This window comes from Polynucleobacter sp. MWH-UH19D (assembly GCF_040409795.1).
Classification (GTDB): Bacteria; Pseudomonadota; Gammaproteobacteria; order Burkholderiales; family Burkholderiaceae; genus Polynucleobacter.
Window position 1 is genome coordinate 1,692,429 of record NZ_CP099571.1, and the last position, 12,533, is coordinate 1,704,961.

General features: G+C 45.7%; 13 protein-coding genes. 6 read left to right on the forward strand and 7 right to left on the reverse strand.

From position 1 onward, the window contains the following. The first annotated feature begins 12 nt into the window (after positions 1-12). Positions 13-1,554 carry a D-alanyl-D-alanine carboxypeptidase/D-alanyl-D-alanine-endopeptidase gene (dacB, locus tag NHB34_RS08570; protein WP_353427221.1) on the forward strand — a complete coding sequence of 514 codons (1,542 nt, stop codon included), beginning with the start codon at positions 13-15 and terminating at the stop codon, positions 1,552-1,554. Here the strand turns inward: dacB and NHB34_RS08575 are convergent. From NHB34_RS08575 to NHB34_RS08605, 7 genes are read right to left on the reverse strand one after another with little or no spacing between them, the layout of a single operon-like run. After that, positions 1,500-2,603: an L-threonylcarbamoyladenylate synthase gene (locus NHB34_RS08575; RefSeq protein ID WP_353427222.1), complete on the reverse strand. Its 1,104-nt coding sequence runs from the start codon at positions 2,601-2,603 to the stop codon at positions 1,500-1,502. The two genes, dacB and NHB34_RS08575, sit on opposite strands and share 55 nt — an antisense overlap. 2 nt (positions 2,604-2,605) lie before the next feature. After that, complete coding sequence (locus tag NHB34_RS08580) at positions 2,606-3,790, reverse strand: 5-(carboxyamino)imidazole ribonucleotide synthase (RefSeq protein WP_353427223.1); 1,185 nt, start codon at positions 3,788-3,790, stop codon at positions 2,606-2,608. Next, positions 3,791-4,288 carry a 5-(carboxyamino)imidazole ribonucleotide mutase gene (gene purE / locus NHB34_RS08585; RefSeq protein ID WP_353427224.1) on the reverse strand — a complete coding sequence of 166 codons (498 nt, stop codon included), beginning with the start codon at positions 4,286-4,288 and terminating at the stop codon, positions 3,791-3,793. A gap of 46 nt (positions 4,289-4,334) precedes the next feature. After that, complete coding sequence (locus NHB34_RS08590) at positions 4,335-5,234, reverse strand: phosphoribosylaminoimidazolesuccinocarboxamide synthase (protein WP_353427225.1); 900 nt, start codon at positions 5,232-5,234, stop codon at positions 4,335-4,337. Between the two features lie 5 nt (positions 5,235-5,239). Continuing rightward, a complete protein-coding gene (fba, locus tag NHB34_RS08595) occupies positions 5,240-6,304 on the reverse strand; it encodes a class II fructose-bisphosphate aldolase (RefSeq protein ID WP_353427226.1) in 1,065 nt (354 codons plus the stop codon). 56 nt (positions 6,305-6,360) lie between these two features. Then, a complete protein-coding gene (gene pyk, locus NHB34_RS08600) occupies positions 6,361-7,797 on the reverse strand; it encodes a pyruvate kinase (protein WP_353427227.1) in 1,437 nt (478 codons plus the stop codon). 2 nt (positions 7,798-7,799) lie between these two features. Continuing rightward, positions 7,800-9,011: a phosphoglycerate kinase gene (locus NHB34_RS08605; RefSeq protein WP_353427228.1), complete on the reverse strand. Its 1,212-nt coding sequence runs from the start codon at positions 9,009-9,011 to the stop codon at positions 7,800-7,802. Positions 9,012-9,221: 210 nt separating this feature from the next. Between NHB34_RS08605 and NHB34_RS08610 the strand changes: the two genes are divergently transcribed. The 5 genes from NHB34_RS08610 to NHB34_RS08630 are packed head-to-tail and all read left to right on the forward strand — an operon-like array spanning position 9,222 to position 12,527. Next, the gene (locus tag NHB34_RS08610; RefSeq protein ID WP_353427229.1) at positions 9,222-10,145 is read left to right on the forward strand and encodes a branched-chain amino acid transaminase; all 924 of its coding nucleotides are present in this window, start codon (positions 9,222-9,224) and stop codon (positions 10,143-10,145) included. Between the two features lie 33 nt (positions 10,146-10,178). Then, on the forward strand, positions 10,179-10,367 hold the full coding sequence (locus tag NHB34_RS08615) for a zinc-finger domain-containing protein (RefSeq protein WP_353427230.1): 189 nt from the start codon (positions 10,179-10,181) through the stop codon (positions 10,365-10,367). A gap of 50 nt (positions 10,368-10,417) precedes the next feature. Then, positions 10,418-11,452: a lipopolysaccharide heptosyltransferase II gene (gene waaF / locus NHB34_RS08620; RefSeq protein WP_353427231.1), complete on the forward strand. Its 1,035-nt coding sequence runs from the start codon at positions 10,418-10,420 to the stop codon at positions 11,450-11,452. Between the two features lie 18 nt (positions 11,453-11,470). After that, positions 11,471-11,905: a nuclear transport factor 2 family protein gene (locus tag NHB34_RS08625; protein ID WP_353427232.1), complete on the forward strand. Its 435-nt coding sequence runs from the start codon at positions 11,471-11,473 to the stop codon at positions 11,903-11,905. Next, positions 11,844-12,527 carry a DUF2946 family protein gene (locus tag NHB34_RS08630; RefSeq protein ID WP_353427233.1) on the forward strand — a complete coding sequence of 228 codons (684 nt, stop codon included), beginning with the start codon at positions 11,844-11,846 and terminating at the stop codon, positions 12,525-12,527. The genes NHB34_RS08625 and NHB34_RS08630 overlap by 62 nt, the downstream gene beginning before the upstream one ends. Positions 12,528-12,533 lie beyond the last annotated feature (6 nt).

A 12,533-nucleotide genomic window follows, 5' to 3' on the forward strand; every position in this document is an offset into this window, starting at 1 on the left:
ATCCTATGACCAATGAAAACCGCAACACGTTCACTGGCTCAATACACCTCAGTCATCCTGTGTTTTATTGGATGCATACATAGCCTACCTGCAAACGCCGAGGGCAACCCGAATACTGCAATTCCTCGCGCTGTAAAAAGTAGCTTGGAGCGCAATCAAATTCCTCTGGATGCCATCAGCATCGCGGTAACCAAAATTGAACCTGGAAAACCTGGTAAGCATCAGGGCAAAACCGTTATGAGCTGGCGTGAAACGGAATCCATGAACCCCGCCTCAACGATGAAAGTATTAACCACTCTTGCGGGACTAGACATCCTTGGACCTCAGTATCGCTGGCGCACAAAAATATTCACTGATGGCATGATTCGGCAAGGCACGCTGCAGGGCAACCTATATCTACAAGGGAGCGGCGATCCTAAATTGATCCCTGAAGAATTAGCTAAGTTGATGAAAGATTTACAAGGCTTAGGTATTCAGAAAATTGATGGCAACTTATTTTTTGATCGTAGTGCTTATGCGCCAAGCGCTATGGAACATAACACAATAGATGGTGAGTCCTTGAGGGCTTATAACGTTCCGCCAGATCCATTGCTCTACGCATTTAGAACCTTATCTTTTCAGCTTGGCAAATCCCGTACAGCCGACTTCATTGATATCAGTTATACACCTACGCTCTCTCAACTTAAGGTGGTCAATCAACTGCAATTGGTTGAACGATCTTGTGACAAATGGAAAAGCAATATTCGCTTCAAACTCGATCCAGAAACGGTATTCAGTACTGATCAAGCCCTAACCGCACAATTTTCAGGCTCTTTACCTAGGGCATGCAAAGAGGTGAACTATAACGTCGTGGCATTAGATCCCAATACTTTCTTGACGCAGGGCTTTGCGGCGGCTTGGGAACTTGCAGGTGGCTCCTGGGTTAAAACCCCAGTTGGTAAAGATGGTTTAGTTCCTCTAGCAGCTAGACTCTTATTGCAATTTGAGGGCATTACTCTTGCAGATGATGTGCAAGATATCAACAAATTTTCCAATAATGTTATGGCTCGACAATTGCTATTAACTCTAGCTTTAGAAAAAATGGGTAAACCAGCTACCACCACAAATGGTGAGCTAGTAATTCAAAGTTGGCTTAAGCAAAACAATCTCAATTTTCCAGGTCTCGTAATTGAAAACGGTTCGGGACTCTCGAGAAATGAAGCAATCTCTGCTGAACAAATGAATCAACTTTTATTAAAAGCACGCAACTTGCCGGTGGGGGAGGTGTTTTATGACAGTCTACCCATAGCAGGGGCGGATGGGACAATGCGTCACCGGTTGATGACCCAACTACGAAAATTTTTGCACCTCAAAAAGAAACCTGAAGTCAGAATGAAGACTGGTTCGCTGGCAGATGTACGAGCCATTTCTGGATATGTGTTGAGTAAATCTGGAAAGATGTACGCAGTCAGCTCCTTCATTAACCACCCTAATGCTTGGAAGGGTTTAGAAGCCCATGATCAATTGCTTGCGTGGTTACTCGATGATGGCCCAGAACCAAAGCAGGCGCGCTGAAGGCGATCTCTCACTCCATCCCACTCTTCGCCAGTAGGAGGCTCTGGAAACAATATAAGATCCCAGCCCTGCTCATCCAAATCTCTCAGTGTTCTGTATAAGCGACTTGCAAAAGCACTGCTATCACTTGGCACCCCGACTTCCACAAACTGTGCCGATGGATGCCCATCGTCCCCTAAAGAAAACTCAGAGTCCCAAACGGCAACAGCAACCCTTGACTTTGTATCTGGAAATTCTGTCAATGCGTCTAGCACTCTGCCAGGAGCATATAGTCGCAATGGTGTTGTAGGTGCGTAATGGGCTTTTAAACTGCCAGAAACCCTTGGAATGGATTGGGGCTTAGCATGAGCATCAACAGCCTCTTCAGGTCCATACACGCGCACACCCGCCTTAGCCAGCATTTCTTTTGGAGTAATCACACCTGGGCGAAGTAGTAGCGCTCGATCACCACTAGATACATCCACAATTGTCGATTCAATACCAACTTCGCAATCACCGCCATCGATGATCACTAAATCTGAATTCCCTTCAAATTCAGTACGAACATCTGCTGCACTTGTGGGAGAGACTTTACCAAAGCGATTAGCTGAGGGAGCAACGACACCGCCTTGAAATTGATGCAAAAGTGCTTGAGCAATTGGATGCGCAGGAGACCGAACGGCAACTGTATCTTGACCACCGGTAATCTCATTTAAAACATCTTTACCTTTTTTAAAGACCAAAGTTAACGGGCCAGGCCAAAAAGCATCCATTAATTTAAGAGCATCCTCTGGAATATCTCTTGCCCATCGCGCTAAAACCGGCACCCAATCATCTTGACCTTGGCGTAACTCTTTGGGTGACGCAACATGCACAATCAAAGGATGATTGGATGGTCGCCCCTTGGTCGTAAATACTTTTTGAATAGCGCTGGGATTGCTGGCATCAGCACCCATGCCATAAACCGTTTCCGTTGGAAAAGCGACCAAGCAACCATCACGCAAGGCCTGAGCAGCTTTATTGATCATTAAGGATTGTGGCAAAGCTTCGCCAGCTGTCACCCCAGACATTTCTAGGGCTCTATTCCCAGCTCAGTGGCTACAGCAGCACAATTTTGGCGAGCTTCATTCAATGCTTCGCCTAGGCAATTGATATGCCCCATTTTTCTACCCATGCGTGGCTCAGATTTTCCATAGAGATGCAATTTAGCATCAGGATGCGCAAGTACTTTATTCCATGCTGGCTCTTTTGACTGATCTTCATTGCCATTGAACCAAAGATCGCCCAAGAGATTTAACATCGAAACGGGAGCTAATTGACGGGTATCACCCAAAGGCAGTCGTGCCATTGCTCTGACCTGTTGTTCAAACTGACTACTGACACAAGCATCCATCGTATAGTGCCCAGAGTTATGTGGTCTCGGAGCGATCTCATTGGCAACAATATCGCCGCTCTTCAAAACAAAGAATTCAACACATAAAACACCAACGTATTCAATTTTCCGAATCAATGCCTTAGCCGCATCAATAATTTTCTTCTCTTGCGCTGGCTTCAAAGAAGGTGCGGGCACTGTAGAGGTATGCAAAATTCCATCGCGATGAACGTTTTGCGAAACTGGATAAGCGACTACTGCATCATCATGACCTCGGACTACCAAAGCAGAAACTTCAAAATCCAATTCCATCCGCTTTTCTAATACACAAGGAACCTTACCTAACTCGGCCCAAGCATCCGATAATTGCTCAATTGAATGCACAGTAATTTGGCCTTTGCCGTCATAGCCCATGCGCGCTGTTTTCAAAATTCCAGGCAGTAAATCTGTTGGAACATGAGCAATATCAGCATCATGCTCAATGACACAATGAGGGGCTGGTCCAATATTGGTCTCAGACTTCCAAGTTGCCAAGAAATTCTTTTCAGCTATGCGATTTTGCGCCAAAGACACACAACTGCTTCGCGGAGCTACAAATACCCCCAAAGACTCTAATTCATCAAGTGCTTGTGCAGGGACATTCTCAAACTCAGTACTTATAGCAGCACACAAATTAGCCATTTGTTTTAAGGCAGCAGAATCTGTGTAGTCAGCTTGAATAAATTTCTCGGCGATTGAACCAGCGGGACTATCAGAGCCCGGATCCAGTACGCAAACTTTATAACCCATTGCTTGAGCAGCCTGCGTAAACATGCGCCCTAATTGACCGCCGCCTAATATTCCCAAATACGAACCCGGTAAAATGGGTTCCATACGATTTGCCATCTAGTTATACCCTGGCAAATTCATTGAACGCGCTGCATCAGATTGTTTGACCCGAAACTCTTCCAAACGTTTTGCCAAGTCTGCATCATGCAAAGCCAAACCTGCAATCACGTGCAATGCAGCATTTGCAGCGCCAGCCTCGCCAATAGCGAAAGTAGCAACAGGAATCCCTTTGGGCATTTGCACAATTGAATATAAAGAATCTTCGCCGCGCAAATATTTACTAGCCACGGGTACGCCATACACAGGAACTATAGTCTTTGATGCCAACATACCTGGCAGGTGAGCTGCGCCGCCTGCACCAGCAATAATCGCTTGCAAGCCATTCACTTGAGCATTCTCGGCGTACTGAAACATGTCATCTGGCATGCGATGAGCGGATAATACTTTTGCCTCATGAGCTACACCAAACTGCTCAAGCATTTGAGCGGCATGTTGCATGGTGTCCCAATCTGAATTGGATCCCATTACGATTCCGACAACTGGCTTCTTGCTCATTTAGCTCTCCAAATTACTTCTTTGCCCTTTAGGGGCTCTATTATCCCTAAGATCCTTGGGTTAAGCGAGTAAGGGCTTCGCGGTACTTTTCAGCAGTCTTTTCAATAACATCAGTAGGCAGCTTAGGCGCTGGAGCCGTCTTAGGCCATAACTTGCCGTTCACATGTGCAGTTTCCAACCAATCACGCACGAATTGCTTGTCGTAAGACGGTGGATTTGAGCCAACATAATAGGTTTCGGCAGGCCAAAAACGGGAAGAATCAGCAGTGAGAATCTCATCCATAAGAACCAATTGCCCAGCCTCATCTAGACCGAATTCAAACTTGGTATCAGCAATGATGATGCCTCGTGTAGCCGCATATTCAGAGGCCTCTTTATACAAACGGATACTGACATCACGAATTTGGTTTGCTAATGGTTCGCCAATTAGCTCAACTACCTTTTCAAATGAGATATTTTCATCATGCTCGCCCACCTCTGCTTTTGCAGCCGGAGTAAAAATTGGTTCAGGTAATTTTTGAGCATTTTCTAAACCAGCAGGTAATGCAATCCCGCATACCTTGCCAGTATCTTTGTAGTCTTTCCAGCCACTGCCAGCAAGATAACCACGCACAACCGCTTCAACCAAAATAGGCTTCAAACGCTTAGCGACCACCGCACGTCCTTTAACTTGCTCAACCTCATCAGGAGCTACTACTGTTACGGGATCAATTCCAGTTAAGTGATTAGGTATCACCCTGCCTAATTTATCAAACCAGAAATTAGCCATTTGATTCAGAACAATACCCTTCTCAGGAATGGGCTCGCCCATGACTACATCGAAAGCTGATAAACGATCGGTCGTAATCATTAATAATTTGTCATCCCCTAGTGCATATACATCACGCACTTTTCCCTTAGACAGAAGAGGCAAAGACTTGATAGAAGTAGCGTAGAGAGCTGGCATAGCAATCACTTAACAATCTGAGCTAGCTTGCCACTCTTATACAACTCAGCCATTTTTTCCAGTGGAATTGACTTAATCTTGGATGCCTGACCGGCAGATCCAAAAGCCTGAAAGCGAGCAATACAAACCTTCTTAGCAGCTTCACGAGCTGGCTTTAAATAATCACGTGGGTCAAACTTGCTAGGGTTTTCAAATAAGTAACGTCGAATTGCGCCTGTCATTGCCAAGCGAATATCGGTATCAATATTAATTTTACGAACCCCATTCTTAATGCCTTCTTGAATTTCTTCAACAGGCACACCATAGGTTTCTTTCATATCGCCACCAAATTCCCGAATCTCTGCAAGCAGCTCTTGAGGAACACTCGAAGAGCCGTGCATTACCAAATGTGTATTCGGAATGCGAGCATGAATTTCTTTGATACGGTCGATTGCCAAAATATCGCCAGTAGGTTTTTTAGTGAACTTGTATGCGCCATGGCTAGTGCCAATCGCAATTGCTAAAGCATCGCACTGAGTAGCCTTAACAAAGTCAGCAGCCTGCTCAACATCTGTCAGCAACTGCTCTCGCGTCATGGTTCCATCGGCACCATGACCATCTTCTTTATCGCCCTTCATAGTTTCTAGAGAGCCTAGGACTCCAAGTTCCGCCTCAACCGTCACGCCAATCGAGTGAGAAAACTTCACAACCTCTCTTGAAACCTCTACGTTGTATTCATAGCTAGCAACTGACTTACCATCAGCCTCCAAAGAACCATCCATCATGACGCTAGTAAAACCACTCTTAATCGCCGCCATACAGACCGCTGGGCTTTGACCATGATCTTGATGCATTACCACAGGAATGTGGGGATAAGCCTCTACAGCCGCAGAAATCAAGTGGCGCAAAAATGCTTCACCTGCATATTTACGTGCACCTGCAGATGCCTGCATGATGACCGGGGAATCTGCTTCGCTTGCAGCTTCCATAATCGCGGTCACTTGCTCTAAGTTATTGACGTTAAATGCTGGCAAGCCATAGCCGTTTTCAGCAGCATGATCCAAGAGTTGTCGTAAAGATACTAAAGCCATGATGATCTCTTAATTTGAAATGAGTTTAAGGTTGTATTGAATGTCGATGATGTTATTTACTTCACATGAATAATTTTCAGAGTATTGGTACCGCCTGGTTCGCCCATAGGCTCACCAGAAGTTAGTACTACGGTATTGCCTTGTTTAACTGCACCCAAACTCTTTAAACAGGCTTCAACTTCTTGCAAGGCGGTATCACGATCTTTGGTGTAATCCAATCCAATTGGGGTGACATTACGATAGGTGCTTAAGGCGCGTTGGGTTGCAATTTTAGAAGTTAATGCAAAGATTGGCACATGAATATTATGGCGACTCATCCAAATCGCAGTAGATCCTGAGTCTGTCAAAGCTGCAATCGCATCGGCGTTAAGATGATGCGCGGTAAATAAAGCACCTAAGGCAATTGTCTGATCAATACGAGTAAAAGTTTGATCTAGGAAATCGGTATCCAACTGCACACGATTTGATTTTTCAGCCTCTACACAAATCTCGGCCATCGCTTTAATCGTTTGCACCGGATACATGCCTGCCGCGGATTCTGCTGAAAGCATCACTGCGTCAGTACCATCAAGCACCGCGTTAGCTACATCACTTACCTCAGCGCGAGTTGGTACTGGTGCATTGATCATAGACTCCATCATTTGCGTAGCGGTGATGGTGAACTTATCTGCTTCTCGAGCCCAAGCAATCATGCGCTTTTGTAAAGCAGGGACTGCAGCATTACCCACCTCAATTGCAAGGTCGCCACGAGCCACCATGATGCCGTCACTCTCCGCAATAATGCTTTTCAATGCTTCTGGCTCTATCGCTTCGGCACGCTCTACCTTAGCAATTGTTCTCACCTTACCAACACCATGTTTTTTGCTAGCCGCATCTGCTAGTTTGCGGGCATAAGCCATGTCCGCACCATCTTTAGGAAAACTAATCGCTAAAAAATCGACACCCATCGCAATTGCGGCATCTAAATCAGCAATGTCTTTCTCAGTCAGCGCGGGCGCAGTTAAACCACCACCTGCACGATTAATACCCTTGTTATTGGAGAGTGGGCCACCTTGCTCAACCAGCGTCAAAATTTTTCCACCTTGAACACTTTCAACACGCAATACCACCAAGCCATCGTTTAATAACAGTCGATCGCCCTGTCTTACATCATTTGGCAACTCTTTGTAATCTAAGCCAACGCAATCTTGATTGCCCAGTTCGCAATCAACATCCAAAGTAAATTTATCGCCCTCTTTAAGCAATATTTTGGTGTCAGCAAATTTGCCTACGCGAATCTTTGGACCCTGTAAATCGGCCATGATGCCAACTTCTTTGCCGACTTCTGCAGAAATACTGCGTACCAAATCATGCCGCGCCTTGTGATCAGCAACAGTGCCATGGGAAAAGTTCATGCGCACCACATCCACGCCCGCACGAATCATCTCGCGCAAAACTTCCGGCTTTTCGGAGGCAGGCCCTAAGGTTGCAATGATTTTGGTTGCTCTAAGCATATTTAATCTTTCGCTCTCTCAGCCAGAACCGCAAAAGCGGGCAATGTTTTACCTTCTAAAAATTCTAAGAATGCGCCACCACCAGTAGAAATGTAATCCACTTGATTTTCAATTCCGTACTTGGCAATCGCTGCTAAGGTGTCACCACCGCCAGCAATTGAGAATGCTGGTGAGTGTGCAATTGCCGCTGCTAACATTTTTGTGCCGCCACCAAATTGATCAATTTCAAATACACCGAGCGGTCCATTCCAAACAATCGTGCCGGCATGAGCCAACATGATCGAAAGTCTGGCTGCAGTCTTTGGTCCGATATCCAAGATCATGTCATCTTCAGCAACTTGATCGGCTGGTACTCGGTTTGCACGTGCTAATGGAGAGAGTTCGTTTGCAACCACGACATCTTCTGGAATCGGTACATGAGCGCCACGCTTTTCCATGAGATCCATAATCTCTTTGGCTTCATTCACCAAGTCAGGCTCTGCCAAGGACTTGCCAATTGGCAAACCTTTAGCCAACATGAATGTGTTAGCAATGCCACCACCAACAATCAACTCATCTACTTTTTCAGAGAGCGCCTTCAAGATAGTTAACTTGGAGGATACTTTTGAGCCAGCAACAATTGCCACTAATGGACGCTTGGGGCTTGCGAGCGCACGGCTTAATGCATCTAACTCTGCAGCCATCAATGGACCAGCGCAAGCGACTGGCGCAAATTTAGCGACACCATTTGTAGTGGCCTCAGCACGATGCGCAGTACCAAAAGCATCATTTACGTAAACATCACAGAGCGCAGCAATTTTCTTAGCTAACTCATCGTTATTTTTTTTCTCACCCACATTTAAGCGGCAGTTTTCTAGAAGCACGACTTCGCCCGGACTTACTTCAAATCCACCTTCGACCCAATCGCTAATTAAAGGTACTTTTCGATTCAGCAATGATGCAATTCGATCGGCTACTGGCGCCAAACTATCTTCTGGCTTAAATTGACCTTCAGTAGGGCGACCCAAATGGGACGTCACCATGACAGCAGCGCCCGCATCTAGACACATTTGCACTGCAGGCATTGAGGCGCGAATACGGGTGTCCTCAGTAATATTTCCGGCTTCGTCTTGAGGCACGTTCAAATCGGCACGAATCAGCACTCGCTTACCCTTCAGTTGGCCTGATTGGGCTAATTCGCTTAAACGCTTCACTTTAAATAAGGATTCCGGCATGAGATAGGCTAAATATGGTGGTTTATGGGGAATACTCCATTCTAAATCGTCCCGCCTGATAACCCCCTAGATCCTTGCCTATAAATAGGATTGCCTGCTCTACAATAGAGACTTGGACGCACCCTAAGCCGAAAGGTCCTAGACCCCCTGGCTTGGCGCCACGATTAATCCGCTATTACAGATAGCCAATAGACACAAAAGGTAGAAAAAATGTCGATGTCCGACCGCGATGGTTTTATTTGGTCCGATGGGAAGCTTATTCCTTGGCGTGAAGCTAATGTTCACGTATTAACCCACAGCCTACATTACGGAATGGGCGTATTTGAGGGTATTCGCGCCTATAAAACAGCACAAGGCCCTGCCATTTTTCGCCTGCCAGAACACGTAAAACGCTTATTCAATGGCACCAAAATCTTCCAAATGAGCATGCCCTATAGTCCGGAAGAGATTAGCAAGGGCATTATTGATGTCATTAATAGCAACAAGCTCGAGGCTTGTTACATCCGCCCCATTATTTTTATTGGATCCCAGAAGCTGGGTATCTCTCCTAAAGGCAACAGCATTCATACCGCAATTGCCGCTTGGGAATGGGGCGCTTATTTGGGCGAAGATGGGATTAACAAAGGTATTCGCGTTAAAACATCTTCGTTTACACGTCATTTTGTTAACTCTTCTCTAGTACGTGCAAAGGCATCTGGCTATTACATTAACTCCATTTTGGCCAACCAAGAAGTAACCGCCAATGGATATGACGAAGCCTTGTTACTCGATACCGAAGGTTACGTTTCTGAAGGCTCAGGCGAAAACCTCTTTATGGTTCGCAACGGAATTATTTACACACCAGATTTAGCATCCTGCTTAGATGGAATCACCCGCGACTCTGTCATTCAGATTGCTAAAGACCTTGGCTATGAAGTGCGTGAGAAACGCCTAACGCGCGATGAAGTGTATTCAGCTGATGAAGCATTCTTTACCGGCACGGCGGCCGAAGTAACCCCAATTCGCGAGCTTGATGACCGCACGATTGGCGATGGCAAACGCGGTCCGATTACCGAGAAAATTCAGAAGACTTACTTTGACGCTGTTTATGGCAGAAATGATAAGTACAAATCTTGGCTCACCTTTGTTAAATAAGTTAAGTAACATTTAGCCTCTAGAAAGCAAGTGATGACTCAATCTCAAGCGGTAATGGTGGATGGCAAAAACCTCCCTTTGCATTGCCCCACAAGTAAAACTCCCACATGGAACTCTCACCCCCGTGTCTTTTTGGACATCACAAAGACTGGGGAAGCCAAGTGTCCATACTGTGGCGCAGAGTACAAACTGATTCCTGGCACCGAGCCGCACGGACACTAAATCGCATCAGCACCCCGTCTCTTGATGGGTGCTGAGTCGGGATACATCTCATGCAAGGTATTCTGATCATTGCCCCAAACTGGATTGGGGATGCCGTTATGACACAGCCACTCCTGGCTGCGCTGAAGAGACAATATCCAGCTTCCAAAATTGATGTGCTTGCTAGCTCTTGGGTGGCACCCATTTATCGCGCGTGCAGTGAAGTCAATCATGTAATCGAAGCAAATTTTCAACATAAACAATTGCAGTGGGGCTTGCGCAAGCAACTAGCAAATGATCTTCGCTTGAGAGGCTATCAAGTCTGCTTCATTCTTCCGAACAGCTTGAAGTCAGCACTAATCCCTTGGATGGCAAATATTCCCTTCCGCATTGGCTATCGTGGTGAATTACGCTTTGGCCTCATTAATATTGCTCTTAATAATCCAAGCAAAATCAATCGCCCCCCAATGGTGGAGCATTACCTAGCTCTAAGCCAGCTACTCTCCGATGAAGAGACCTTAGCAGCAAAGACGCTGACACCAAAACTAAATGTTTCATCGAGTGCTAAACAATCGATTGATAAAAAACTGTCAGACGCTAATATTGACTCTAAATCTGTTTTTGTATTTTGCCCAGGCGCCGAGTATGGCCCAACAAAACGTTGGCCGGCTAGTCACTTTGCAGAACTAGCAAATCATCTTGCTCAACATCTTCCAAATGCAAACATCATTCTTTTGGGTAGCAAAAGTGATCATGAGTTGGCTGAAGCAATTCTTCAGCAATCCCAAGACTCAGTAAAAATCCATAACTGGTGCGGCAAAACCTCTCTTGACGAAGCTATTGCATTAATAGGGGCGGCTAAAGCGATGGTCAGCAATGACTCTGGATTAATGCATATTGCCGCCGCTCTTAAAATACCTCAAATTGCAATTTTTGGTTCGAGTGATCCTGCGCATACTCCGCCCTTATCGGAGAACGCCAAGGTCATCTGGCTTCACCTCCCTTGCAGTCCTTGTCATAAAAAAGAATGTCCCTTAGGTCATCTCAAGTGCTTAAATGACATTCTTCCGCAACAAGTATTAGCTTCACTCAATACCTTGCTATAGCCCATAGGAGCACTAGCCATGACCAAACTCGCCAGACTTTTCGATAATGCCGATGATGTAGTCGATGCTTGGAGGGATGCTCTGCGTCACCGTGATGCTCAAGGTGCACTAGCGATTTGGTTGGATGACGACTCAATTACCTGTGTTCTACCAGAAGGTCATCGTCTCAGTGGTCACGCTGAAATTCGGGAAGGTTTAGAAAGACTGCTTTCTAAGCAAGCCTTATTCTTGGAGCCCATCGCTTGCATCAGTCACTCTATTTTAGGTGCAGCAATTTATGACACTACTGAAGCGGTTCATTTCAGAGCTGATCAAATAGAAGCAGAATTTTTTCTCAACATCACCCTTGTGCTCTTACAAGATAGTCAGGGTTGGCGTATTGCCCATTTGCATGCAAGCCGATCCACTGACGATACCTTTGACGCGCCATCAACACCCCACGGTTTACACTAAATCCATGGATGAGCAAGTCTTACGATCACTCATTAAATGGCCCAATGTGCCTGATTGCTATGGCTGGCTAGCCTTAGACCGCAGAGGTCAATGGCGCATGCGTGATGAGTTCGCTCAGCAAAATGGATTACCTGGCCCAATCATTGAACACACCGCCCTTAAAGAATTTATTAACCGAAACTACGCCTGTGACAGCGCAGGAAGATATTTTTTTCAAAATGGTCCACAACGGGTGTTTATTAGCCTCATTGCTACTCCATGGATTGCGCGCATCGTTCCAAATGAAACCACCCAAAAAATAATCACGCAATGCCAAGCTGAAATACATCCCACGTCAGCGTTTAGTGATGAACACGGCAACATTTATATTGCCGGATCAATTCAACAAAATATTTGTAAAGATCTAAGAACTCAACAGTTTGAGACGGAAGATTGCTCTAGCATTGCTCTACTCCATGATCACGATTTAGATCAATTTTCTGAGCTTGCCAAATTGCGTGAAGAAGCTTGTAGCTTTGGCGGTTCGTGGAATTGGCAAGGCAGACAACTAGCACTTGATCCCATTCACTCCGAAGAGCTGAGCAAGCGCTTTGGGTTCATGAAAGATCCCAGGTCGCTTTAATAGGCA

What these genes read in the sequence shown, in the direction of transcription:
- dacB (WP_353427221.1), top strand. Translation starts at nt 13, where the DNA reads ATGAAAACCGCAACACGTTCACTGGCTCAATACACCTCAGTCATCCTG.
- NHB34_RS08575 (WP_353427222.1), bottom strand. Translation starts at nt 2,603, where the DNA reads ATGTCTGGGGTGACAGCTGGCGAAGCTTTGCCACAATCCTTAATGATC.
- NHB34_RS08580 (WP_353427223.1), bottom strand. Translation starts at nt 3,790, where the DNA reads ATGGCAAATCGTATGGAACCCATTTTACCGGGTTCGTATTTGGGAATA.
- purE (WP_353427224.1), bottom strand. Translation starts at nt 4,288, where the DNA reads ATGAGCAAGAAGCCAGTTGTCGGAATCGTAATGGGATCCAATTCAGAT.
- NHB34_RS08590 (WP_353427225.1), bottom strand. Translation starts at nt 5,234, where the DNA reads ATGCCAGCTCTCTACGCTACTTCTATCAAGTCTTTGCCTCTTCTGTCT.
- fba (WP_353427226.1), bottom strand. Translation starts at nt 6,304, where the DNA reads ATGGCTTTAGTATCTTTACGACAACTCTTGGATCATGCTGCTGAAAAC.
- pyk (WP_353427227.1), bottom strand. Translation starts at nt 7,797, where the DNA reads ATGCTTAGAGCAACCAAAATCATTGCAACCTTAGGGCCTGCCTCCGAA.
- NHB34_RS08605 (WP_353427228.1), bottom strand. Translation starts at nt 9,011, where the DNA reads ATGCCGGAATCCTTATTTAAAGTGAAGCGTTTAAGCGAATTAGCCCAA.
- NHB34_RS08610 (WP_353427229.1), top strand. Translation starts at nt 9,222, where the DNA reads ATGTCGATGTCCGACCGCGATGGTTTTATTTGGTCCGATGGGAAGCTT.
- NHB34_RS08615 (WP_353427230.1), top strand. Translation starts at nt 10,179, where the DNA reads ATGACTCAATCTCAAGCGGTAATGGTGGATGGCAAAAACCTCCCTTTG.
- waaF (WP_353427231.1), top strand. Translation starts at nt 10,418, where the DNA reads ATGCAAGGTATTCTGATCATTGCCCCAAACTGGATTGGGGATGCCGTT.
- NHB34_RS08625 (WP_353427232.1), top strand. Translation starts at nt 11,471, where the DNA reads ATGACCAAACTCGCCAGACTTTTCGATAATGCCGATGATGTAGTCGAT.
- NHB34_RS08630 (WP_353427233.1), top strand. Translation starts at nt 11,844, where the DNA reads ATGCAAGCCGATCCACTGACGATACCTTTGACGCGCCATCAACACCCC.